Raw genomic sequence first — 25,015 nt, 5'->3', positions numbered from 1 at the left:
AAGCCCTTGTCTTATTTTATCAATCGTTAAATGAGTTGGAATACTACAAGCGTTAATGAGCAAAGAAATCGTCGCTTCTTTTTAATGATAGATGTGTTTATCTTCAAAATTTAATTATATAATAAAAAAATATTCTGTGATTATTTTTAGGGAAATGTTGTTGTCGCGTATGATGAAGAAGGACAGAAGAATAGTTTCACATATGACGCGTCAGGAAATAAAAAGAGCGAAACCAATGAAAAAGGAAATACAAAGTTATATGATTACAACAAAGATAATCTATTAACAAAGGTTACCTTAAAAAATGGTACCTCTGTAAATTATCGTTATGATCATAATGGAAATACAACAGAGAAATCTGTCATGTTTGGTGGGAAAACGCAAACACACAAATATGAATATGATGTAGATAATAAAAATACAGTCTATATCGATGCGTTAAATCGTTGTATTGAAAATACGTACGATGAAAATGCACTCGGATTTTTGGGTGCATTTTTTTACAACCTTTATGTATTCTGCCTCATCAACTCCACAACCTGCGTTACTATCAATGTTTTTACGTACTCACATGTAACTTTCTCTCTAGTTTCGTTAGGAACTTCTTCTGAAATGATAATGTGTCGTTACTTCTATAATAGAGATAGTATTCACCTGTTATACAAGGCGGATAGTAATGGAGGATTAAATGTAAAGTATACTTATTATATAATTTATAAGGTGGAGGTAAATGTATGAATAAATTAGGGTTTAGAGTTATTCGTGGAGAAGAGGGATATGGTCATTATTTTGGTGGAGAAACTTGGAAAGTTCCTATATGTCCACAATGTAATGAACGAGCGCATCAAATATTTACCTTTGATTTGAATGATTCTAGATTAGAGGAACTTAGGACAGAAGGGTTAAGAGAGTTGCCATTAATCACTTGTTTAAATTGTTCCTTATATGAAGATATACAAAATTTTAAAATAAATATAATGGAACGCTCTATACATACTATTACTCAAAGTGAGATGTTTGATTGGAAGTATGAATTAATTGATAAGATACCAGTTCCTTTGCCGAAATATGAAATGAAATTAATAACGATGGAAAATTATGATGTCCCCTGTGATGAAGATGAATATGACCAAGCTTTTGATGCTATGGGAAGAGATTATATTTGTAGAATACTTGGAGCGCCTCTATACATAGACGATTCTATAGAGGCAACGTGTCCTTGTTGCTCGAAAAGTATGAACTATGTGGCTATGTTGACCGGAGAAGATTATGGGAATGAAGGGGGACTTACAGGAGGAATAAGTTTTCAAATAGGAGAGAGTTTTTTATATTTTTATCTATGTAAAGAATGTCTAATCATACAAACTTCAATGCAGAGCACTTAAGTTTATATGAAAAGAGTTTGTAGTAATGTTGTAGATGGTGATATTAGTTTCTGTGAGGGGATAGAATTTGTTAGTTTTACGGATAAGAAACATTACTCTCATAAAAATAAGGATTTTAATAATACATAAGAGAGATTATATGTTACAAAAAAAGCTAGCTCATAGGTAAGGGGCAATAGACTGTGGTTTATGACCAACCAGAACCAGTTACAATAGCAGTTGAAAAATTAACAAGTTTTTATAAAGAAAATCTGTAAAAACAATGTTGATATAAATTGCGCCTCTAGTTGTTAGATACAAGTCTAACAACTAGAGGTTTTTACTATGACAAGCGAAGTGCTTAATATTTACGTTAAACGTGCATAACAAGATATAATAGAAGAAATTAAGAAGGAGGATCGCTGTGAAGAATCTTCGTTATCTCAATATATTTACCATATTAATTATATACACACTACTCATGTTTTACATCGGCTGGAACGGATGGGTTTGGCTTCATGCGGTATTTGGCTGGGAATCTTGGGGATATTACGCTTTCGTAGTTGGCTTTATTTCATATGCGTACATTCTCGTACAAGTGTTTAAATTCCTTCCTTTCCTGCGAACGGTCGGTTCAATTTGGTTTGCGGTTATACAATACGCGCTTATGTTATTGCCGTTAGCTGATATTGCAGTCTTCCTACTGCAGTTTTCAGTGGAGAAAGAGACGGCAATTATTTGGACAGGAACGGTCGTTTTACTCGTATTCATCTTTATCTTCGCATATGGGGTATTTAATGCATATAGCCCGGTTGTAAGAAAGTATGATGTACATATACCGAAAAAGGTAGAAGGACGTAAAAGTTTACGCATTGCGATGGCTTCTGATATGCATTTCGGTAAATTGTCTGGTGTTTCACATTTAAAGAGACTTGTCCGTCATGTAAATGAAATGGAGCCCGATATTATTTTACTGCCTGGTGATATTATCGATGATCATCCAGGAGTATTCATTCAAAAAAACATGGGGCCTATTATGAAACAAATGAAAGCTCCATTAGGCGTATACGGTGTGCTAGGAAACCATGAATATTACGGCCGAGCTGTTCCTGAGTTTTTACAAGAGATGGATAAGATTGATATTCGTATTCTTTTAGATGAAGTCATTACAATTGAAGATGATTTTTATCTCGTCGGAAGAAGGGATAAAACAGAGCGTGATCGTCAAAGCTTTGAAAATCTAATGAGTACGGTAGATAAATCGCTTCCTGTTATCGCAATGGATCACCAACCATTTGAATTAAAACAAGGAGCGGACGCCGGCGTTGATTTATTATTATCCGGTCACACGCATCGCGGACAAATGGCGCCGAATCATATTGTGACGAGAAGAATGTACGAACTAGACTGGGGATACGTACAAAAAGGTGCATTCCATGCCATTGTTTCTTCTGGATTTGGATTTTGGGGACCACCGCTTAGACTTGGAAGTAGGTCAGAGATTGTGCAGGTAGAAGTTACGTTTGAATAGGGGTAAATAAAAGGGATTATACATGATTAATATGTATAGTCCCTTTTATTTTTTATTTCGCAATCGTACTCTTTACTTGAATAAAATCTTAATTATTTGTTGAGGAGGTGTATTAATTAATCCATGGACAATAATAATTACCTACACCTTGTATGTAATGACTGAACTAACAGAAGTGATATTAATTCGTTAGATAAAAAAGAGTTTGTGCAATACTAGTTGTATAGATAGTGTTAAATATTGTAAAATAAAACGGTACTAAAAAAACTAAATTGGTACCAAGGGTTTAGGGGGCGGATTATGAAACAAAGAATATTAACAGAAACAATTCATCAAATTCAAACGAAGGGGTTTACATTTACAATTAATGACTTAGCAAAACAATTAGCTGTGAGTAAGAGGACGATCTATGAGCACTTCTCTTCAAAAAATGAGATCGTAGATGAAGTTATTCGTAATGTAATAGAAAGCATTCAAGAAAAGGAAAAAATATCGCTGAAGAGGATACGTTACAAACAGTTGAAAAAATAAGAAGCATCTTAATTTGTATTCCACAACAATTCAAATTCATGGATGCACGTTTATTAGTAGAACTAAAAAAACATCATTATAATCAATGGGTGAAATTAGATCAGTTTTTACGTGAAGGATGGTCTACTGTAATTCGCTTAATAGAAGAGGGAATGAGAGAAGGGAGTATTAGAGAAATTCAAGTTCCATTTTTTATTGAAGTATACTTAGGAGCACTGAATCGCATATATGATCCTATGTTTATTGAAAAGGGTGATTATACATTGGGGAGTATGCTTGAATCCATTATGGACATGCTGCTGTATGGAATTTCTAATTCAAAATAGAAGGTGGGAGAATAATGCAGTGGATTTATTTATGCTTAGCAATTTTATTTGAAGTAGCGGGTACAACTGCGATGAAACTATCTGATGGATTAACAAAACTTGTCCCAAGTATTCTTATTTTTGTATTTTATGTAGTAAGTTTTTCATTTCTGTCATTTGCATTGAAGGGGATGGAGATGTCCGTTGCGTATGCGGTTTGGTCAGGCATGGGAATTGTAACAATTACAATAATTGGCTTTTTTTATTTTGGAGAAAGTATCAATGTAATTAAGATGCTAGCAATTTTTTTTATTTTAATTGGAGTCGTGATTTTAAATTTTAATAGTACGACACATGAAGAGAAGAACAAAGCAATGGTGGAGGAACGAGTACATTGAACCGTTTAAAATATTTTTTCCTTATTACTGATATTGGGTTTGTTATATATTGGTTCATAACAATTTTTCATATGATTCCACAAAAATATTTGTTTAAAGATTATCAAAATCCTATTTTAGTGGCATGGAATTGGTCTTTTCTACCTTTAGATTTATTAATCTCGTTGACGGGATTTTTAAGTTTGTATTTGTATTCTAAACAAAAGCATATTTGGAGCCATGTTGCGTTCTTATCACTAATTTTAACTTTTTGTTCAGGATTACAAGCTCTCGCATTTTGGACAATCCGTTTAGATTTCGATATTTCTTGGTGGATTCCTAATTTATATTTATTAGTTTATCCATGCTTCTTTTTAAAAGGTATTTGGAGAGGAATGTATGAGACTAACCTGAGATAATAGATAAAAGAATGCAAGAGGTATAATCGGAGCGGAGGAAGAAAGTGAACTTACAATAGGGACTCGCCACATCGCCATCAAGTTAAGAAATACATTGTTTCCCAAAACAAAAAACGAACTGAATTCCCATGGACAACTATGAAGAGATAAAATTTTCTTTTTGGGATACTTTAATATCTTAGCTTGATAGAAATGGAAGTCCCCATATTTTTTCAATAAAAAAAAGCTCACACAGGGAGCACTCAATAAAAATAAATGAATTAAAACAAATAACAGCCATGTATGATATACAACACTAAACGTGTTATATCGATGTATTTATATTTATAATTTATGATTTATATTGGTGCTAATTTCATAAAAGAGGTACGATTATAAGACTCGGCTGAGATAAAGGGGGATTATAAGTGGTTATAACAGATGTACTATACGGAGAATTTGAAGTAGATCAAGTGTTAGAAGAGTTGATTTTAAGTAAATCAGTGCAAAGATTGAAAGGCATTCATCAAAACGGAGCAAGTTACTTAATGAACGAGAACTGGAATGTAACGCGCTTTGATCATTCAGTTGGTGTTATGTTGTTAATTAAAAAACTAGGTGGTTCAGTAGAAGAACAAATTGCAGGTTTACTGCATGACGTATCGCATACTGCTTTTTCTCATGTGATTGATTACGTTTTTGATAATATAGATGAAAGTTATCATGAAGAGATATTTAGCTCTGTTGTGAAAAACTCAGAAATTCCAGCGATTCTTGCGAAGTATGGTTATAACTATGAAGATATTTTATTAGATGATTCGAAGTGGACGTTACTGGAAAGGTCAGCACCCGAATTATGCGCAGATCGAGTGGATTATACGTTACGAGATATGTATACATATGGGTATATTTCTTTAGAAGAAGGTCACAGTTTTTTAGAGGACGTAATTGAAGTAGACGGAAAAATGGTCCTTCAAAATATCGAAATAGCCGAATGTTTTACAGAAACGTACTATAAAGAAGTAATCGATTTCTTTATGCAACCAATGAATATTTACGGAAATGATATGTTAGCTAAGACGTTAAAGTTAGCTCTTCACAAAGAGGTTATTCATGCAGATGATTTTCTTCTTGAAGATGATGAGCTTATTGTGAAATTGCAGCAATGTAATGATCCAGAAGTGGAAGCTTTATTAAGCAAAATTCATCCAAATGTAGAAGTAAAAGAAAATAGAAACGATTATGATTTGTATCAGAAAAATAAAGTGCGCCTTATTGATCCACCGTTACTTCGTGAAGGGGAAGTTGTTCCATCGTCTGTTGTGTCAGAAAGAATAAGACAGATGAGTGATACGGCTTATGAAAAAGCGGTGAGAGGGATGTATGTGAAAGTGATTTCGAATTAAAAAAGAAGTAGCGCATCATTTCTAATACGTTACTTCTTTTTATTAATTATCAAACCAATTCCAAATCTCAATATCTCCAAGAGTCGCATAACGTACGTGCGGGGAGTTTTGTAATTTTAATAACTCTTTCGACGGACCGGTAATGACAATGCCATATACTTTTACGCCGTTATCTTTTACATATTTATAACGTTTATCTAAGTTTAGTTCTTTCTCAGGAAGCGCTGCTATTTTGCTTACCGTTTCTTTATGGATAGAAAGAATACGCATCATTTCGATTACTTGATCTTCTGGTGTTTTGTGCATGTCTGCGTTACTATCTAGGAATCTTACATGTTCTGGAAATCCTATAGCTTCCCCGCCATGTAGAATATAGTCTTCTACATTTGTTCTTTCTTGTCCCGTATCTAAAGCGTACCATACAGGAGTTGGCGGGAGTTCTTGTGCTTCAAATATGCTATATAAAAGCGGTTCTAATTCTTTTAAAGTGTAAGCTTTATCAAATGAGATGGCTACTTCTGCAACGGTGCCATCATGTACTTTTGCAAGTGTATCCCATACTTTTTTTGAAGCATCCTTTAAATAATCACCCTGCTCTGTTTTGGGATGAACAAAGAAGAGTTGTGGTTGATAGAACGGATTCATCCAAGTTTGCTTCGTGATATCTACAGATGATAAGAAGCTTTTTGTTTCTACTGTCCCAAGTGGCATTTCTTTTTTACCGACGGTTTTCACTAAATCAAAGCTGCTGTTCGTACGGAAAAAAGCTTCTACACTTGTTCCGCCTCCCATAACACGGCTGTTTGGGATCGTTGCTTCAAGTGCAAGCGAAGGAACTTCTCTAATTTCTTCTAGCCTTTTATCATTATTAGCTTGAAAATAAAAGGCTGATAATACCCCGCCGATTATATATATAACGATGCAAATGGATAATATAAAACCAAACGTTTGTAACCGATGTTTCCACTTAATTCTCCAAAAAGGAACTTTAAGATCTTTTGGTGGTAACTTTTTCTTAATTGGCTCTGTTTTTGTTAACAGTTCATCTAAATGAGCTTCACATTCTGCACAAGTTTCTATATGACTTTCTAACTGTTCTTGTTCGTCATGTGTGAGCGTTCCTTTTTCGTATTTCGTCCACAGTTTTTTAAACTCTGCACAACCCATCTGTATCACTCCTTTATGTCCCTTACTTCGTTTCGCCCTCGGTGTAATTCAATTTTTACTTTTGCTAACGAGAGACCAGTCATTTCTGCTATTTCCTTATAAGAGAATCCGTAGTAATCTCGTAGTAGTAACACATTTCGTCTTTGGAGCGGAAGAGAAGATAAATTTTCTAACCAACTAGCAATCTCATGTTTTACAAAATATGCATGTTCTGTACTTGGCACGTTTGGTAAATGGAATTCTTCAACTGTCGTTGTTTTATATTTTTTTTCTTTTCGATACCAATCGATAAAGGCGTTGTAGGCAATCGTAAACAACCACGGCCTAATTTCTTCTCCTTTATAATAATCAATGTGGACTAGCATTCGGTAAAACGTTTCTTGCATATGCTCTGAGTAAATCTCTTCTAATGATTGTTTGCGTTTCACTAATTTCCCTCCCTTCATACATAACAACGAAATACATATAAAAAAGTTACATTTGTTTTTAGAATTATAGTAAAAAACGTCAAGAATCAGATATGATTCTCTTTTATCATAATACATATAAGGCGGGTGAACAGAGATGGAAAGCTATGAAACACAAGTTCAAAGGTCCATTGATTATATTGAGGAAGATGTAATGGAAAAACAAACGCTGCGTAATTTAGCTCGCATTGCAGGTTTTTCTGAGTCGCATTTTCATCGTGTATTCCAGGCGTTAGTAGGTGATACGGTAATGGAGTATGTTCGAAAGAGGAGGTTAGCCCGGGCAGCTTATCAACTTTCTCATACGGATGAAAAAGTTATTGATATCGCATTTGAGCATGGCTTTCAATCTCACGAAACGTTCACGAGAGCCTTTAAAAAATTATTTCAAATGACACCAAGTGAATATCGAAAACAAGAAATCGAAACACCGATGTATTACAGAGTGAATGTAAAGCAAAGAAAATTAAATCCGTATTTAGGAGGCATACAAATGGAATATCGTATTGTAAATAAACCAGAATTTTTAGTGGCAGGTTATGAACTGAAGACGACAAGTAAAGAAGGGAAAAACCATCAAGACATCCCAGTATTTTGGCAAGAATATTTACAAAAAGATCTTGGAACGACAATTCCGAATCGTAAAGATACGAGTCAATGGGTAGAGCTTGGATTATGTACTGATTTTAATTTAGAAACAGGGGACTTCACGTATATTATTGGAATGGAAGTTACAGACTTTGAAAATGTACCAAATGAAGTTGCGAAGCGTACTTTCCCAGCAGCAACATATGCAGTATTTACAACGCCGAAAGTTCCTCATGAAGAAATGGTATCGTCTATTCACCAAACGTGGAATGCAGTATTCTCAGAATGGTTCCCGCACTCAGGATATGAACATTGCGGAGTTACAGAATTTGAGCTATACGATGAGCGTTCCCATGCAGATAAAAGTGAGTTTGCTCAAGTTGAGCTTTGGATACCAGTGAAGAAGAAATAATAAGAGGAAAAGTGAACCACTCAGTGGTTCGCTTTTTTATCATATAGGTTGCTACATTTGACGATTTTTGTCGGTAAATCGATATATCTTAAAAATCGCTGATATAATTTCATGTACCGTAGAAATACTAAGAAAACCACTTCATAATTTCATTCACCGAAAAAATTCCTCAAAAAAAGACGCCCTACAGCGTCTTTCCTATGAACTAAACGGAAACACAATTATAATCGTCGTTCCTTTTCCAAGTTCACTATCAATAGAAATCGTCCCATTATGGGCATGAACGAGTTGTTTTGTAATGGCGAGTCCAAGTCCAGTTCCTATATTGCTTTCTTCTGTATTTGTTCCTCTGTAATATCTTTCGAATAGAAGCTCTTTCGTTTTATCATCCATTCCTTTTCCGTTATCTGAAATAGATAGTGTAAAGAAGTTAGCATTTTGCGAAAGTTTTACGATTACGTTTGTCGTTTCATTATTATGTTTTACAGCGTTTGCGAGTAGGTTTTCGATAATACGCTGGAACCATTTTTCTTCAATAAAATATTGGATTTTGCTTGAACTTGGCACAAATTCAATGTTTTGATTTTGTAGTGTCGGGTTATTAATAAATTGTAATAGTACTTTTTGGACGAACTGATTAATTTCAACATTTACGTGTTGCGCAGGAAGAGTATTATTTTTTAATTGATATGTTAAGCTTAAGTCGTCAATTAATGTAGTCATATATTGAGATTTTTCTTTCATTACATGGCCAAATTGTTGAATGTCTTGATCAGTCCAATTATATTGCTTCGATTCTAGTAATAATGCATAGCCGTATATAGAGCTAAGCGGTGTTTTTAGATCATGCGTCAGGCCGGTAATCCACTCTTCACGTGTTTGTTGCAGTACTTTTCTCATTGCATCGTTCTTTTTCAAAGTAATAGAAAGGTGCTCTAGTGAGTTTGTAACATCTTTAAATATGCGGAACGACCATTTTTCTTTACCGGAGCGCCGGAACCGAACAGGTTTGCCTTTTTTACTAACAGGTTCTTCATATTTTCCTCCGGCTATGTTTTTAAGCCAACGCATCGTGTGTAATAAAGGCTTTCCAAACTTATTTCCATACCAAATTGAAAGAATGACTAAATAAACAAACACAATAAGGAGGATTAAGCTGCATCCGATTAGAAGTTTCTTTGTAAAGATATCATCTAATTCATCATCTGGATAATAATGAGCGTTTGGTGCGGTTAAAACGACGAGATGATCGCTATTTGAATCGTAAAAACTAGATGTATTTTCTTTATAATTCCACGGTTCTTTTTCATTAAGAGCCGTTTTTATAGCCGAGAATGTTTTTTTCGTCTCAGTTGGATAGGAAAAAACTTCTTCGCCATTGTTATTAAATATTTGTAGTGTTGCTTTTTCTTTAGATATTAATTGTTTTTCTTGTTCAGTTAATGCAAATTCATTAAACGATATGGCAGGATGTCCTTGTTGTATCGTTTTTAGTAAAGCGTTACTTTTTAGTTTGGCACCGTAAATAACGATCACTGGTTTCTTTTCTAATTTAATTTCCCAATAGTTTAAATTATAAATGCTGTTGCTGCTATTCTGTAAATACGTAAGTAAGGATGTCTTTGTGTAAGAGGTAGGAACATCGTTAGGCGTATTAAAGTTGTAAAGGACCTTTCCATCTTCATCTACAATTTGAAGCCAATCACTTTTTTCTGTTATTAAATCTTTTACCTCAGATTTTAAAGTAATGTTATTGTCTTCAGAAGAAATATATTCGGAGATTGTAAAGGTATCATAATCAGAAATATTAGGTTCATATAAAGTACTATTAAGAAGAAAAATTAAATAAGAAAAAGAAGCAACTACTGCGATAAGTAACGTAACTAAGACAAAAATGTGTTGTAAAATAAACTGGATTATAAGTCTCTTATTAAAATTCATATCATTAACCTACTTTGTAACGAACTTATAGCCAAGTCCACGAACCGTTTTGATGTACAATGGATTACTTGGATCTTGTTCAATTTTTTCACGTAGTTTTCGAATATGGACCATAACGGTGTTGTCATCCCCGTTATAAGCTGGTGCTCCCCAAACTTTTTCGTATATTTCTTCTTTCGAAAATACGTAATTCGGATTCTCACAAAAGAAGAGTAGTAGTTGAAAGAGTTGAGCGGAGCATTCGACAACGTTTCCATCTACTGTTAGTTCCGCAGAATGTTGATCAATTTCAAATCTCCCAAATGAAATGGAGTATATTTTTTGTTCTTGTATGCTTTGATTCATATGTCTTCGAAGTTGAGCTTTCATACGAGCGACCACTTCTAGTGGATTAAATGGCTTCGTAATATAATCATCGGCACCGTATGAAAATCCGGAAATTTTATCTAAATCAGATGTTTTCGCTGTTAGGAAGAAGATCGGACAATCTGTCTTTTGACGAATGATCGGACAAATATCAAAACCGGACTGTCCAGGAAGCATCACATCTAAAATGATTAAATCGTAATTGTTTTGCTCAGTGAGAGATAAGGCTATTTCTGCAGATGTTGCAGTTGTAATATGAGAAAAACCTTCTTTTTCAAGAATGGTAGTTAGTAATTGTAAAATTGCTGTTTCATCATCAACGAGTAAAATATTTGCGTGATACATATGAATCCCTCCTAATTTCCTCGAATATCATATCATCTTTTTGTAACTTATGGAATTTTTAAGGAAATTTTAAGGTTTTCTTTCACAAAAAATTAAGATTCAAATGATATGATAAAAGTAACATGGGGAGGAGATGAATGTGAATCCGTTTCAAACGATGCGAGCTAGATATTTTTTAATTGTATTTGCATTATGAATTTTAGTAGCACGAAGTAGTAATGAAGTGCTAGAAAATACATTTCATATACAGAATTCATCTTTAATAAATATTCTTATATTTTATATCCTTCCAATAATATGGCTGTTTTACGGATATAGAAAGCATCGTGTTTCATTTTCATTATTTATTAATAGAAACGAAACATTTAATCTAGTGCAAGTTTTGTACATCGCAATTATGCTATGTATTTTTAGTTACGGCTATCTTATTTTGTACATGTACAGCTTCGCGTGGATTACACCAGATTTTATTATGAATGCCTTGCATGAACCGATTATAGATAGTACCGGGGGATATGTATATCAATTTATTATGGTTGTATTTATCGCGCCTATTGTCGGAGAGTTTGTTTTTCGAGGCTTTTTACTACAGCGTTTTGCAGCGAAATGGGGTACTAGTATAGCGGTGGTCGTTGTAGCACTTTTATTTGCGTGCTTACATGTTGATTTCCTTGGTGCAGTTGTGTTTAGCATCGTACTATCAATTGTATATATTCGTACGAAAAGCTTACTCATGCCAATTGCCATTCATATGTTAAACAATGCGTTTGTGCTTAGTTCTTCTTTTTTGGTAAGCAGAGAAAAGATAATGAGTTTTGCCGATTTTTCGAACTATACGACATTCTTTCCAGGATTAATTATTTTTATGGCAGGATTAAACTTAGTACTTATCTTTTTATTTGTGAATCGCAAATATTGGAGTAAAGAAGTGCCTGTTATATATGCGGAGAAGGAAAAGAGCTTTTCGAGTATAGTAGGAGATAAATAAGATATCGAAGGAAATGATAGATTGGCTTTTTATTAGAGATATGTGTGGAAAAAGCTTTTGTAGGTGGTTTCATTCTGCAAGAAATATAAGCGCTTTATCCCGCTATTTGCGGGCTGATTAAAGTTTCACTTTATGAAAACTAAGTCATCATGAATTCGAAATTGAAAGGAGTCTATAAAATTATATGAATGAAACAATATCGTCAAATAAGTTTTTTTATTTGATTGTACTGAGTATAGTATTGATTACGACAGTAAATGTTGTTCTTCGCTGGGAGGAAGCTTACTTCTTTATGTATTTAGCGCTCCATTTATTAGGGGTTTTATGTATAACGGGCGGAGTAGTTGCTGAGAAAAAGCATGAAGAAAGTATTAATTATATGTGTGTGTGTGGTCTTATTTTACTTTTAACTGTACAAGGTATTATGAAATATAGTTCTTTTTCTTTGCAAGATTTTAGTTTGTTAATAGATGTGCTCCCGTAAGGAATAGTATAATCTGTAAAAGCGGCTTGTTTGTAAGTACATGTCTTATACTAGATTATGAGCCGAAGAAAATAGGTGAAACTCTTCTTGTAATAGAAGAGTTTTTTTATGTAGATTGAACGAGCTAGAACAATTCTCACGATTAGCTTGTTCTAATTTTGAAAGTACGAACTTACAATAATAATAGACAGGCAGCATAGAGGAGGGAATAACGTGAAGAAAGTTATTGGGTGGTCGCTTTTTTTGTACGTTGGGTTTGCGTTATTTATATATTGGTATTTATTTGGATGGAATCATGAACTCATTCCGGACATGTATAAAGGAACGAGTGCAGATCCAGAAACTTTTATGAATGCGAAAGAGCTTATGTTAAGCCAAGATTATTCGCGTATGAAAAATTTACTGTACTTTTTAGCGACGCCTCTTGAATGGATTATTTTATTATTTGTACTCGTACTCGGTATTTCAAAAAAGTTTGAGAAATGGTCGAAGGAAACGACTAAAATAAGTGTCTTACAAGTTGCGATTTATTTCTTTTATTTATCATTACTTACAGCGGTACTAGCATTACCGATGCAATGGATCGGCCGTAAAGTATCCGTTAATTACGGTATTTCAACGCAAAGTACACAAAGCTGGATTAAAGATCACGTCATCGATTTTTGGGTGAATTATGCGACTATGTTCCTCATTGTTACGGTTTTATTATGGCTCATCCGTAAATTCCCGAAGAGATGGTGGCTAGCAGGATGGGCACTCTCTGTTCCGTTTACGATTTTTTTAACGTTTGTGCAACCTGTTATTATTGATCCACTTTATAACGATTTCTCGACGCTGAAAAATAAAGAGTTAGAAACGAAAATTTTAGCGATGGCCGACAAAGCTGACATTCCTGCTAAACACGTATATGAAGTAAATATGTCGAAAAAAACGAATTCGTTAAATGCATATGTAACAGGAATTGGTCTTAACTCGCGTATTGTAATGTGGGATACAACGCTTAAGCAATTAAAAGATAAAGAGATTTTATTTATAATGGCCCATGAAATGGGACATTATGTTATGAAACATATATATTGGGGCGTTGCTAGTTATGTCTTGTTATCGTTTGTAGGTATGTATTTAATTAGTCGTATTTTAAATATGTGTATTCGAAAATGGGGAGATACGCTGCAAATTTCAAAAGTGGCATGTTTCTCAATTTTACCTTTGTTTTTCTTAATTTCCTCGTTATTATCTTTTGCATCACAACCAGCAACAAACTACGTTTCTCGTATAGAAGAACGAGCGGCAGATCAATACGCTTTAGATATGACGAAAGATGGGAAATCAGGTGTGAGAACTTTTCAATACTTATCAAAAACAAGTTTAAGCCAAGTAAATCCGCCTGCGTTAGTGAAATTTTTCTTATACACACATCCACCAATTTTCGAAAGAATTCATACGTTTGAACAATATGAAAAACAGAAGAAGCAGTAGGATACTGCTTCTTTTTATTGTGGAGTATTCGAATTTTGGGAAATTATAGTGTATAATATGTGGAATATTCAGTTAAATGTTTAGGAGGTTAATAGTTTGTTTCATTCAAAATCAATGCCAGCTATAAAAATGATTCTTTCGATGTCTATTTTTGGATCGATTGGATTCTTTTCTGTGCAAACTGGTTTACCGTCTTTTGAATTAGTATTTGTTCGTTGTATTTGTGCGACTTTATTTTTAGCATTATGTTGGTTCGTAACAGGGCAATACAAAAGTGAGAAATGGAACAAAAAAGAGACCATACAAATATTAGCTTGTGGTGTATTTCTCGTTTTTAACTGGGTATTTTTATTTAAAGCGTTTGAAGTCATGTCGATTACAATTGCGATTTCTGTGTATCATCTTGCACCGATCATCGTATTAATGATTGGTAGTATTGTATTTAAAGAGAGATTAACAGCATTTGCGGTGCTGTCCATTGTCATATGTTTCATCGGTACAGTTTTAATAGCTGGAGTAGATGGCAATGTGTCGCTTGAGAAATTAATGTCATCTGGAATGGTGTGGGCGCTTCTTGCAGCTTTATTTTATGCATTTACAACGTTGCTCGGAAAAGGAATTAAGCATACGAGTGCATATGCGATGACATTTTTACAAACGTTTTTAGGTATATTTTTATTGCTACCATTCGTAGACTTCGGGAAGTTTCAAGGATTAACAGAGATGAACTGGATGATGATCACAGCGACAGGACTTATACATACGGGATTTGTATATTACTTATTTTTTGACAGTTTAAGAGATTTATCGACGAGATTAATTTCGGTATTAGTGTTTTTAGATCCTGCGGTTGCAATACTATTAGATACAGTCTTTACCGGATTTAGACCGACTAGTATGCAAGTAGTGGGGATTATCCTTATATTTGTAGGAATGGCATTTACTTTCTGGAAGCCGAGGGATGAAAGAGTGAAAGTGTACTCAGAAGCATAATATTTACCGGGATTAAAAGTAGCTACGTCATTAATGTTAATAGGTGGAATGTTTTTTAGTGCAAATGGACAATATTTGCACTTTTTTTGTCTGAAAAATGAAGTTTTTATAAGCAAAGGATTTAATGAAAATCTTATAGAATATGTTAGTGTACAACATTGTAAATCCTTTGAAACTGAAGAAGGATTTACAGAGTGTACGTCATAATAATTTGTCTATGATTCGGTATACCAATTGAAATGAGGACGGAGTTGCTTCCCTTTAGTAGTAATCTTCAAAATAATAGATGTTAAAAATGAATGTATTACATGAGATTTGCAAATACAGCATATGTAATATGGAAAAAGAATGTAGTCTATTATTTTCCATTTTAATGAAATGGAAATGAAGGAGAGAGGGCAATGAAGAAAAGAATGTTGCGTATAATGACGGTAGCGACTATTATGGGTGGTTTATTATTAAATGCAAATGTTCCTAATATAAAAGCAGAAGAGTATCCAGAAATGATTGTATTTGATGATGTTCCAGTAGACTATTGGGCATATGAATATATTATAGACGTTGCATATAATAAAGTTATGCTAGGTTATGGAAATGGGAAATTTGGTGTTGGCGATAATGTAACGCGAGAACAAGTGGCGGCAGTACTGTATCGCGCACTTAATATAAAACATGAAGGACCGTTACACAATCCGTATAAAGATATTTCTGAAAGATCAACAATGTTTCCAAAGGAAATTTTAGCATTAACAGAACATGGTATTTTTAAAGGTGATGAGAAGGGGAATTTCAGACCGAGGGAAACGATAACACGTGCAGAAGTAGCACAAGTCCTTACACGGGCATTTTCATTTGAAGTGAAGAAGAAACATACATTTACAGATGTACCAAATAATTATTGGCCAAAAAATGCAATTAGTGCATTGCAATCTAATAATGTCATAGTAGGAACAGGGAATGGAAAATTTGAACCAAATAAACTTGTAACACGTGAGCAATATGCAGCATTTTTATATAAGGCTATTATTAATTTTCATTTGAAAGATGAGAAGTATTAAGCGGAAATTCAAAAGTTGTTTAATAGTAAGGTGAAAATATTTTAATTATAGTAATATGTTATTTTGAAAAAAGTGCAAAAATTTTGCGCTTTTTTTTATGTAATTCATGTATATTTATTCATTTTAATACAAAACATGAATTTACCAAAAATGAAAAAACAGGGGTGTTAAAGTGACAATTAATAAGAAAAAGATATTATTTAGTAACTTTATTATCAACGAAGTGTAAAGGGAAGTATGTGAAAAATCGTTCACAAATTAGACAAAATTTATATAAACAAGTATATTGATACTTTTTTATTAATTCTTTATAGTAGAAAAAAAGTATGTTTTTAGGGGGAAAATGCGGTGAAGAAAAAGTTTTTAAAAATAGCAACGGCTTTAACAATTATGGGTGGAGTTGTATTAAGTGCAGAAGGTACTAAAGTAAATGCTGAAGTAGTTGTGAAGCAACAACAACAAGCAAATTCTGTTGTATTTAAAGATGTACCAAAAGGTCATTGGTCTTCTGAAGCTATTAACACTCTAGCAGGCTGGGGAATCATTAATGGTTATGGAGATGGGAAGTTTGGTTTTGGTGATAATGTAACACGTGAGCAAGTAGCGGCTTTAATTTATCGTACGATTGATTTTAGCGAAGTGTTTGAGGAAGGCGACGTACTTGAGAATCCATACAAAGATATTAATGAAAACTCAACAATGTTCATAGAAGAAATTTTAGTATTAACAGAAGTAGGTATCTTAAAAGGTGATGGAACTGGGAACTTTAGACCGAAGGATACGCTAACACGTGCGGAAATGGCACAGGTTCTTACGAATGCTTTTGAATTAGAAGCAAAGGGACCTCATACTTTTAATGATGTTCCAGCAGATTCATGGGCAAAAAATGCGATTAGCGCAATACAAACAAATAATATTACAAATGGAATAGGCGAAAATAAATTTGGTCCGTCTATGAGTGTAAAGCGTGAACAATATGCAACATTCTTATATAGAGCAATTTTAAATGATGAGCAACAATAATTTATAAAAAGAGCTGGTGTTATACAACACCAGCTCTTTTTTTGTTTGAAATAAATATATCTTTGGAAAAAATCTGTTAAATTTTCGAAAAAAACTTCCTTTTCTGAAGATTTGTTATATAATATAAAACATAAAATCAAATCTGTTATAAAACAGTTTAAGAAGGGGATGCTAATATGTCGACGCAAACTTCACGGGTTACACTGCCCGGAGAAATGTTACCAGCGTACAACGAAATATTGACACCTGAGGCGCTTAGCTTTTTAAAGGAACTACATGGAAATTTCAATGAACGCCGCACGGAACTTTTACAAAAGCGTGTGGAGAAACAAAAAAGAATTGATGCAGGGGAGTTTCCTACGTTTTTAGAAGAAACAAAGCATATACGTGAAGGTGATTGGACAATTGCCCAGCTTCCGAAAGATTTAGAGGATCGTCGTGTGGAGATTACTGGACCAGTAGATAGAAAGATGGTCATTAACGCTTTAAATTCAGGAGCACATCTTTTTATGGCAGACTTTGAAGATTCGAATGCACCAACTTGGAGAAATGCTGTTGAAGGCCAAATTAACTTACGAGATGCTACTAGGGGAACGATCTCATATAAAAATGAGAACGGAAAAGAATATCGTTTAAATAGTAATACGGCTGTCTTAATTGTGCGTCCGAGAGGGTGGCATTTAGAAGAAAAGCATATGCAAGTTGACGGCAAGAACATGTCTGGCAGTTTGGTGGATTTTGGATTGTACTTTTTCCATAATGCGAAGACGCTTTTAGCAAAAGGAAGTGGCCCATACTTTTACTTACCGAAAATGGAAAGTTACTTAGAGGCAAGATTATGGAATGACGTTTTCATATTCGCTCAAAAATATATCGGTATTCCGAACGGAACGATTAAAGCGACTGTGTTAATAGAAACGATTCACGCTTCATTTGAAATGGATGAAATTTTGTATGAACTAAGAGATCATTCTGCTGGTTTAAACTGCGGGCGATGGGATTATATATTTAGTTTCTTAAAGAGTTTCCGAAATCATAATGAATTTTTACTTCCAGATAGAGCGCAAGTCACGATGACAGCGCCGTTTATGCGCGCGTATTCTTTGAAAGTTATTCAAACGTGTCATCGCCGTAATGCGCCAGCAATCGGAGGGATGGCAGCGCAAATCCCAATTAAGAATGATCCAGAGGCAAATGAGGCGGCTTTTGAGAAAGTGCGTGCTGATAAGGAGCGCGAAGCTTTAGATGGACATGACGGGACTTGGGTTGCCCACCCGGGACTTGTACCGGTTGCAATGGAAGTATTTAATCACATAATGAAAACGCCAAATCAAATTTTTAGAAAGCGTGAAGAAATACGTGTAACAGAAAAGGATTTATTAGAAGTACCGATGGGAACGATTACAGAAAGTGGTTTTCGCACGAATATTAACGTCGGTATTCAATATATTGCATCTTGGTTAAGTGGGCGGGGAGCAGTTCCAATTTATAACTTAATGGAAGATGCAGCAACAGCAGAAATATCAAGAGCACAAGTATGGCAGTGGATTCGTCATGAGGGTGGAAAGCTAAGTGATGGCCGTGATATCACTTTTAAATTGATGGAAGAATTGAAAGAAGAAGAACTAGCAAAAATAGAAAGAGAGATTGGTAAGGAAGCGTTTAAGAAAGGGAGATTTGAAGAAGCTACAAAACTGTTTACAAGCCTTGTTCGCAATAACGAGTTCATGCCGTTTTTAACATTACCGGGTTATGAAATTTTATAAGAAACAAGAAAAGGGGATGGAACATATGAAAAACGAAAGAATTGATACATTGCAAGAAAGCTGGGAGTTAGATACACGCTGGAAAGGGATCACACGTCCATATTCAGCTGAAGATGTAATTCGTCTGCGCGGATCAATTGATATTGAACATACGTTAGCGCGCTGCGGTGCGGAGAAGCTTTGGAAATCACTTCATACAGAAGATTATATTAATGCACTTGGGGCATTAACAGGAAACCAAGCGATGCAACAAGTGAAGGCTGGATTAAAAGCTATTTATTTAAGCGGTTGGCAAGTAGCGGCAGATGCGAATCTTTCTGGACATATGTATCCTGATCAAAGCTTATATCCAGCGAACAGTGTACCGGCTGTTGTAAAACGCATTAACCAAACACTTCAACGTGCTGACCAAATTCAGCATATGGAAGGTAGCGGTGATACGGATTATTTCGTCCCAATTGTGGCGGATGCTGAAGCTGGATTTGGTGGACAATTAAATGTATTTGAACTAATGAAAGGAATGATTGAAGCGGGGGCATCTGGCGTGCACTTTGAAGACCAATTATCTTCAGAGAAAAAATGCGGGCATTTAGGCGGAAAAGTATTATTACCGACGCAAACAGCGGTGCGTAATTTAATTTCGGCACGTCTTGCTGCGGATGTAATGGGTGTACCAACAATTATCGTCGCAAGAACAGATGCAGATGCGGCAGATTTAATTACGAGCGATATCGATCCAGTTGATCAAGAGTTTATTACAGGTGAAAGAACACCAGAAGGGTTTTATCGTACGAAAGCAGGTCTTGATCAAGCAATTGCACGTGGTTTAGCGTATGCGCCGTATGCAGATCTCGTTTGGTGTGAAACGTCGGAGCCAAATTTAGAAGATGCAAAACGCTTTGCGGACGCAATTCATAAGAAATATCCAGGGAAGCTACTGGCTTACAACTGCTCCCCTTCATTTAACTGGAAACAAAAGTTAGATGAAAAAACGATTGCAAGCTTCCAAAAAGAAATTGCATCATACGGTTATAAATTCCAGTTCGTAACGCTTGCTGGATTCCATTCATTAAATTACGGCATGTTTGAATTAGCGCGTGGTTATAAAGAGCGCGGCATGGCAGCGTACTCTGAATTACAACAAGCAGAATTCGCAGCAGAAAAAGATGGTTACTCTGCAACTCGTCATCAACGCGAAGTAGGAACAGGTTACTTTGATGAAGTAGCACAAGTTATTACAGGCGGTACTTCATCAACGACTGCTCTAAAAGGATCTACGGAAGAAGAACAGTTTACGAAATAGAGATAGAAGTAGGTGCCTATAATAGGCACCTATTTTTATTTGAAATATCCAATTTAATATAGTGAATACGCCAACGATAGCAGTGAAAAGAAGGAATGCGAATAATGCTAGACATCCCCATGTAAATAGTTTATCTTTCCATGTTTCCTCATAATCATCAATGAGTTCTTCTACAACTTTCTGCTGCAATGGCTGTAAAGGATGTTCGGTGTGTAGTCCTGTAATAATGTCATGATCTCCTTTGAATTTTAAAGCACGTACAATATGATAAGGATCGTTTCCCATCGATTTTTCAAATTGTCGACATGCTGCGTGCATAATATCTGTTTTCTCTTTTTCAAGATACCAATATCGTTCAGCCATTTCGGGGTATTGTAATGTAAAGTAAATATCACCGAGTTTTTTTCTAAGTTCTAACTCATTCGGATAAGTAGCGATTAATCCGTGTAATCTATCTCTTGCTTTTCCGAGGTTGTTATTTTCAATCTCTTTTTCAATTCTCTTTAATGTTTTTTCGGGGATTATTTCTGCCAGGTAATCCTCCTTTATTAGAATAGGTGTGGTTATATTTTATAAGAAATACTAAAAATTAGAAATTCTATTTTCGAAAAAGATTGTACATTTTATTTTAATGTGCTATGATGATGTCAGTTGAATAGTTAAATTAAGCAATCCATATATTATCAAGTGCCGAAAACGAACGAGAAAAAGTATGTGAGAACTAGTTTATGTTTCGTGTTTGATAATGTGTGGATTCTTTTTTTATACAGGAAGACTAAAATAATTTGTATTTTCTTAGGAGGAAATAATCATGGCAGTAACAGGACAAGTAAAATGGTTTAACAACGAAAAAGGCTTCGGTTTCATCGAAGTTCCAGGCGAAAACGATGTATTCGTACATTTCTCTGCAATCGAAACTGAAGGTTTCAAATCTCTAGAAGAAGGTCAAAAAGTTAGCTTCGAAATCGAAGAAGGCAACCGTGGACCTCAAGCTAAAAACGTAATCAAACTATAATTTTATAGTTTATTATAGAAAAAAGGATGGCTTATGCCATCCTTTTTTTGTTGTTGAGATATACGAACATAATGATTATATTGGGGGGAGAAGGCGGGAATATATATGATGGAAAAGTATATAAATGAAGTAATACTCGATGTTCGTAGAGGTAATGAAGAAGAGTAAAAGGCTTTCCAAAAAAGGAAGGCCTTTTACTCTTCTTTTCCAATTTTTTCTTTTCGCGTTTCTTGCATTCTGGGCATTTTGATTTACGAAAAGGTTTTGTAAAGAACAGTAGAATGAAAAATAAAGCGAATATAATACTAGCTGAGTTTTTCACAATCACAACGTTGTTATTTTTTATATGAATTGTTGGTTGGATCTCTTTTTCTTCCATAATGGACCCCCCATATATTGGATTTATATTTTAATTATAGCAAAGTTAATTATTGTAATGATGTGAAAAGAGGAAGAGATTATAAATATTTTTTTTACAGGTTTTTAATCACTTCATTATTATATAGCTATTTTTAAATTTGATAAATGTTTGATGAATGTTTGATAAATGATAAAGTATTGTAAAAAAGGGGAATCTGTAAAGCATTTCCTTTTCGTAGGTGCTAAAATTATACATGCAGCTGCTACTATAAATAGAAAAAAGGAGATAGTAGAATATGGAAAGTAAAGTAGAACGTTATGTCGAAAATTATGTTGTAAGTAAAAATACGATGGCCTTACTTCCTGTTGTTCTAGGAGAAAAGAAAGTGGTTACGCGAATTGTTGAAATGGAAGATTCTTTTTTCGTATTTCAAAAACCTCTCGATATTATAGAGAGAAGTTGCCGGAAACATGGTTCAAGTTTTTTTGGAAGAAAAGAAGGAACGAAGGAGTTAGCTAGTATTACACATAAAGCTCCTATCGCAATTAGCCCGACAGATCAACTTTATTTTTTCCCTACGTATTCTTATTCTCGAAAAGAGTGTGCGTGGTTGTCTCATTTTCATATTGAAAATAATAAAGAATTAAAAGATGGAAATCTTATTATTAGATTTATAAATGGTTTCGCTGTGAAATTAGAAATATCCAAAAGTAGCTTTGAAAATCAGCAAAATCGTACAGCGAAATTACGGACAGAGTATGAAGACCGTAAGAAAAAACAAGGAAATCCTTGTTTTAAAGAGATTGATAAAAGTGAAGAATCTAAATTAACGCCAGCCTATGAGAAAGTGTATTTTGTAAGGGAAGGTGAAGTGTGAGAGGAAAAGGATGGGGAGACTCATCCTTTTTTGATTTCATTATATATACAGTTACGCTGTAAGATTCATAAATAAAACGAGAAAAATTTGCGGGTTTTTTGTTCTTTAATAGCTTAAGGGAGTGTAAAATTACAATATAAGGGTAATTTTACTACATATACTTATCACGATGTTAATATACGTCATTTTACATTTGTGGCATACAGGATATTTCTTATCTTATTATATAAAAAGGAGATGGTATGTTGAAAAGGACTATGTTATTTTGGGCGCAATATATTCTTGTTTTGCCTATATTATTTCTCACCTTTATGCTTACTGGTTTCGTTGGTAGTCAGTTAATGATAGGTGCTGATAAACAACATTTTATTTTTACGCCTCAAAATGCAACAGAATATAGTCAAATTAGTGAAGTTGATAAATTGCTATTTGCTTTTTCAATTCAGCCAGTTGTCACCATAGTATTTCTGCTATCGATTGTGTACGTACTGACACTTATTGTCTTTCAAATTATTGAATGTAAGAAGAAAAGAAAGATATTACATAGTTTGCAATATATGATTCTTATACCAATTTTTATTTACTTGTGGTTAGGGATAATACAATTTTCCGCAGTTAGTTTAACTTGGATAGATAATTGGAAAGATTATCTTATATTCACTCCTAGTACGATAACTGATGAGCAAGATATATATACGATTGATAAGTTTTTATACAAATTTCGAATGTTACCTATTCCGAGTACAGTATTAATACTATCTTTCTTATATTTATTAATACTTATCGTAATTGATAGTATACGCTTACTAAAAAAGTTTCTTGTAAGAACTAGTCATTAGAAAAAGAGGATTGTTTGAAGGTATAACAATGATTTGTCACTACTCATTTCTACCTGTATGGAAATACGGATTGATACTTCTGTAGTTCCTTCTTTTTCATAATATGTAACCGTTAAGTTATAACCTGTGCGTGGTGTCTAAATTATTCTCATGTTCTGTCGAATATTGAAAGATTATCATAGCATAATAATGAAGGAATTCTAGCGGAAGATATGGAAACTTAATAATTACATCTCCATATGTCATATCTACCATTTCCTCTTTCATATAAGCGATGATACAGTAGAGGTAGTAATTAGAGTAAAGGGGTAAAGTGTAGAATGGATTTTCAGACAATCAAAGAATATTTTTCACCAGAAAATATGGATCACATTGTTGAAAGTTATAAAGCGTTCGGGCCGCTTCTTGGTATTGGTTTACCGATGATAGAGGCGCTTATTCCAGCATTGCCTCTCATTGTGTTTGTACTGGCGAATGCTGTTGCATTTGGTTTTTGGTTCGGTTTTCTTTATTCGTGGCTTGGATCAGTAATTGGTGCAATGCTTGTATTTTTCATCATTCGTAGCTTTGGAAGAACGCGTTTCTTTTCTTTTGTAAATAAACATGAGAGAGTGCGAAAGGCGATGGGATGGATTGAAAGAAAAGGGTTTGCGCCAATCTTTGTCATATTCTGTTTTCCGTTCACACCATCTGCGCTTATAAACGTTGTAGCTGGTTTGTCTCGCATTAGCGTAAAACAATTTGGACTAGCGTTAGCATTCGGAAAGCTTGTTATGATTTTTATTTTAACGTATATCGGTCATGATTTAATGTCGTTTATTCATAAACCGGTAAAATCGGTTATTGTTGGCGTTGGTATTTTTATTTTATGGTATGTCGGTAAGAAAATTGAAGTAAAGTTAGAACTACAGTAGGAAAAGTCTTCTTTGTAAAGATAAGCTTCATTATTAAAGGGCGAGGGGAGAAGCGAATGAAGAAAACTTTGAAAAAAGAAGGGCTAGAGTGGATAAGAACAATTTTAATTGGTGTACTATTAGCTGTATTTTTTCGAACGTTTTTCTTTTCAACGTACGTTGTAGAGGGGAAGTCAATGATGCCGACATTGCAAGATGGCAATATGCTCGTTGTAAATAAGGTGAGTTATCAAGTAGGGGACTTGAATAGGTTCGATGTTGTTGTGTTTCATGCGAATAAAAAAGAGGACTATGTAAAACGAATTATCGGTTTACCTGGAGATCATATTGAATATAAGCATGATAAGCTCTATATAAATGGTCAATTTATTGATGAGCCTTATTTAGAGAAGTATAAGAAAGAGATAAACGGAAGGCAACTAACAGGCGATTTTAAATTAGAAGAGTTAACGAAAGAAAAGTCGGTGCCACCTGGATATATTTTTGTAGTAGGTGATAATCGCCTCGGGAGCTGGGATAGTAGGCACTTTGGATTTGTAAAAGCTGATACAGTTGTCGGTAAAGTTGATTTACGATATTGGCCGATTAAAGAGGTGCAAACGAATTTTTCAAAAGGTTGATATAATTAAGTAGAAGTATAGAAAAAGACAAACAACTCAGTTTGTCTTTTTTCGTGTCCTATAATACAATTATGGTAGCAAACTAACGTTCGTTATG

Annotated in this window: 24 protein-coding genes and 5 pseudogenes; 23 read left to right on the top strand and 6 right to left on the bottom strand. The window is 34.3% G+C overall.

All coding sequences use genetic code 11. The features are described from left to right. Positions 1–150 precede the first annotated feature (150 nt). The 9 genes and pseudogenes from CDB3_RS33130 to CDB3_RS18720 form a co-directional block, all read left to right on the top strand. A pseudogene (locus CDB3_RS33130) lies at positions 151–477 on the top strand (hypothetical protein); the annotation flags it as partial. Between the two features lie 257 nt (positions 478–734). After that, positions 735–1,385, top strand: coding sequence for a hypothetical protein (locus CDB3_RS18750; protein ID WP_128855524.1), 651 nt, complete (start codon positions 735–737; stop codon positions 1,383–1,385). A 15-nt stretch (positions 1,386–1,400) separates the two neighbouring features. Next, positions 1,401–1,514: pseudogene (locus CDB3_RS33250) on the top strand (leucine-rich repeat domain-containing protein); the annotation flags it as partial. A 56-nt stretch (positions 1,515–1,570) separates the two neighbouring features. Beyond that, a pseudogene (locus tag CDB3_RS18745) lies at positions 1,571–1,642 on the top strand (alpha/beta hydrolase); the annotation flags it as partial. A 146-nt stretch (positions 1,643–1,788) separates the two neighbouring features. Further along, entirely contained in the window at positions 1,789–2,895 is a 1,107-nt protein-coding gene (locus tag CDB3_RS18740) for a metallophosphoesterase (protein ID WP_128855523.1), read from the top strand. A gap of 300 nt (positions 2,896–3,195) precedes the next feature. Continuing rightward, positions 3,196–3,752, top strand: a pseudogene (locus tag CDB3_RS18735) (TetR/AcrR family transcriptional regulator). A gap of 14 nt (positions 3,753–3,766) precedes the next feature. Beyond that, positions 3,767–4,129, top strand: coding sequence for a DMT family transporter (locus CDB3_RS18730; protein WP_128855522.1), 363 nt, complete (start codon positions 3,767–3,769; stop codon positions 4,127–4,129). Further along, positions 4,126–4,527, top strand: coding sequence for a DUF5360 family protein (locus CDB3_RS18725; RefSeq protein WP_128855521.1), 402 nt, complete (start codon positions 4,126–4,128; stop codon positions 4,525–4,527). The genes CDB3_RS18730 and CDB3_RS18725 overlap by 4 nt, the downstream gene beginning before the upstream one ends. A gap of 407 nt (positions 4,528–4,934) precedes the next feature. Then, positions 4,935–5,912, top strand: a complete 978-nt coding sequence (locus tag CDB3_RS18720; RefSeq protein ID WP_128855520.1) for an HD domain-containing protein — start codon at positions 4,935–4,937, stop codon at positions 5,910–5,912. 42 nt (positions 5,913–5,954) lie between these two features. Here the strand turns inward: CDB3_RS18720 and CDB3_RS18715 are convergent, their stop codons facing one another. Both CDB3_RS18715 and CDB3_RS18710 read right to left on the bottom strand, forming a co-directional pair. Beyond that, a complete protein-coding gene (locus CDB3_RS18715; protein ID WP_128855519.1) occupies positions 5,955–7,079 on the bottom strand; it encodes an anti-sigma factor in 1,125 nt (374 codons plus the stop codon). A 5-nt stretch (positions 7,080–7,084) separates the two neighbouring features. Further along, positions 7,085–7,525, bottom strand: a complete 441-nt coding sequence (locus tag CDB3_RS18710) for an RNA polymerase sigma factor (protein WP_128855518.1) — start codon at positions 7,523–7,525, stop codon at positions 7,085–7,087. A gap of 118 nt (positions 7,526–7,643) precedes the next feature. Here CDB3_RS18710 and CDB3_RS18705 point away from each other — a divergent pair, with 118 nt between their 5' ends. Then, the gene (locus CDB3_RS18705) at positions 7,644–8,546 is read left to right on the top strand and encodes an AraC family transcriptional regulator (RefSeq protein ID WP_128855517.1); all 903 of its coding nucleotides are present in this window, start codon (positions 7,644–7,646) and stop codon (positions 8,544–8,546) included. A 198-nt stretch (positions 8,547–8,744) separates the two neighbouring features. Here the strand turns inward: CDB3_RS18705 and CDB3_RS18700 are convergent, their stop codons facing one another. Beyond that, positions 8,745–10,487, bottom strand: a complete 1,743-nt coding sequence (locus CDB3_RS18700; protein WP_128855516.1) for an ATP-binding response regulator — start codon at positions 10,485–10,487, stop codon at positions 8,745–8,747. A 9-nt stretch (positions 10,488–10,496) separates the two neighbouring features. After that, entirely contained in the window at positions 10,497–11,198 is a 702-nt protein-coding gene (locus CDB3_RS18695; RefSeq protein ID WP_128855515.1) for a response regulator transcription factor, read from the bottom strand. A 196-nt stretch (positions 11,199–11,394) separates the two neighbouring features. On the opposite strand from CDB3_RS18695, the gene CDB3_RS18690 reads away from it, so the two are divergent. From CDB3_RS18690 to aceA, 8 genes are all read left to right on the top strand, one after another. After that, positions 11,395–12,186, top strand: coding sequence for a CPBP family intramembrane glutamic endopeptidase (locus CDB3_RS18690; RefSeq protein ID WP_256869881.1), 792 nt, complete (start codon positions 11,395–11,397; stop codon positions 12,184–12,186). 184 nt (positions 12,187–12,370) lie between these two features. Next, the gene (locus CDB3_RS18685) at positions 12,371–12,670 is read left to right on the top strand and encodes a hypothetical protein (protein ID WP_128855514.1); all 300 of its coding nucleotides are present in this window, start codon (positions 12,371–12,373) and stop codon (positions 12,668–12,670) included. A 213-nt stretch (positions 12,671–12,883) separates the two neighbouring features. Continuing rightward, complete coding sequence (locus CDB3_RS18680; RefSeq protein ID WP_128855513.1) at positions 12,884–14,149, top strand: M48 family metallopeptidase; 1,266 nt, start codon at positions 12,884–12,886, stop codon at positions 14,147–14,149. A 96-nt stretch (positions 14,150–14,245) separates the two neighbouring features. Then, entirely contained in the window at positions 14,246–15,142 is an 897-nt protein-coding gene (locus CDB3_RS18675) for a DMT family transporter (RefSeq protein WP_128855512.1), read from the top strand. A gap of 401 nt (positions 15,143–15,543) precedes the next feature. After that, complete coding sequence (locus CDB3_RS18670; RefSeq protein WP_128855511.1) at positions 15,544–16,200, top strand: S-layer homology domain-containing protein; 657 nt, start codon at positions 15,544–15,546, stop codon at positions 16,198–16,200. A gap of 348 nt (positions 16,201–16,548) precedes the next feature. Continuing rightward, positions 16,549–17,223 carry an S-layer homology domain-containing protein gene (locus CDB3_RS18665; RefSeq protein WP_128855510.1) on the top strand — a complete coding sequence of 225 codons (675 nt, stop codon included), beginning with the start codon at positions 16,549–16,551 and terminating at the stop codon, positions 17,221–17,223. 176 nt (positions 17,224–17,399) lie between these two features. Then, a complete protein-coding gene (gene aceB / locus CDB3_RS18660) occupies positions 17,400–18,989 on the top strand; it encodes a malate synthase A (RefSeq protein WP_128855509.1) in 1,590 nt (529 codons plus the stop codon). Positions 18,990–19,014: 25 nt separating this feature from the next. Next, positions 19,015–20,292 carry an isocitrate lyase gene (gene aceA / locus CDB3_RS18655; RefSeq protein WP_097829987.1) on the top strand — a complete coding sequence of 426 codons (1,278 nt, stop codon included), beginning with the start codon at positions 19,015–19,017 and terminating at the stop codon, positions 20,290–20,292. Here the strand turns inward: aceA and CDB3_RS18650 are convergent. Beyond that, positions 20,254–20,826, bottom strand: coding sequence for a DUF6584 family protein (locus CDB3_RS18650; protein WP_256869880.1), 573 nt, complete (start codon positions 20,824–20,826; stop codon positions 20,254–20,256). The genes aceA and CDB3_RS18650 overlap by 39 nt on opposite strands. 277 nt (positions 20,827–21,103) lie before the next feature. Here CDB3_RS18650 and cspA point away from each other — a divergent pair, with 277 nt between their 5' ends. Continuing rightward, a complete protein-coding gene (cspA, locus tag CDB3_RS18645; protein WP_000301522.1) occupies positions 21,104–21,307 on the top strand; it encodes an RNA chaperone/antiterminator CspA in 204 nt (67 codons plus the stop codon). 199 nt (positions 21,308–21,506) lie between these two features. Here the strand turns inward: cspA and CDB3_RS18640 are convergent. Further along, positions 21,507–21,686, bottom strand: a pseudogene (locus CDB3_RS18640) (hypothetical protein); the annotation flags it as partial. A 277-nt stretch (positions 21,687–21,963) separates the two neighbouring features. On the opposite strand from CDB3_RS18640, the gene CDB3_RS18635 reads away from it, so the two are divergent. The 4 genes from CDB3_RS18635 to lepB all read left to right on the top strand — a co-directional run bounded on the left by CDB3_RS18635 (position 21,964) and on the right by lepB (position 24,918). After that, the gene (locus CDB3_RS18635; protein ID WP_128855508.1) at positions 21,964–22,545 is read left to right on the top strand and encodes a competence protein ComK; all 582 of its coding nucleotides are present in this window, start codon (positions 21,964–21,966) and stop codon (positions 22,543–22,545) included. A 242-nt stretch (positions 22,546–22,787) separates the two neighbouring features. Then, positions 22,788–23,384, top strand: coding sequence for a DUF4306 domain-containing protein (locus CDB3_RS18630; protein ID WP_128855507.1), 597 nt, complete (start codon positions 22,788–22,790; stop codon positions 23,382–23,384). Between the two features lie 320 nt (positions 23,385–23,704). Next, positions 23,705–24,298, top strand: a complete 594-nt coding sequence (locus tag CDB3_RS18620) for a TVP38/TMEM64 family protein (protein WP_128855506.1) — start codon at positions 23,705–23,707, stop codon at positions 24,296–24,298. A gap of 56 nt (positions 24,299–24,354) precedes the next feature. Continuing rightward, a complete protein-coding gene (gene lepB, locus CDB3_RS18615) occupies positions 24,355–24,918 on the top strand; it encodes a signal peptidase I (RefSeq protein ID WP_128855505.1) in 564 nt (187 codons plus the stop codon). Positions 24,919–25,015 lie beyond the last annotated feature (97 nt).

It is taken from the genome of Bacillus sp. CDB3 (genome assembly GCF_002081505.1).
Lineage (GTDB): Bacteria > Bacillota > Bacilli > Bacillales > Bacillaceae_G > Bacillus_A > Bacillus_A cereus_AT.
The sequence above is the reverse complement of the archived record's forward strand: the minus strand, read 5'-3'. Positions and strand labels throughout refer to the sequence as shown.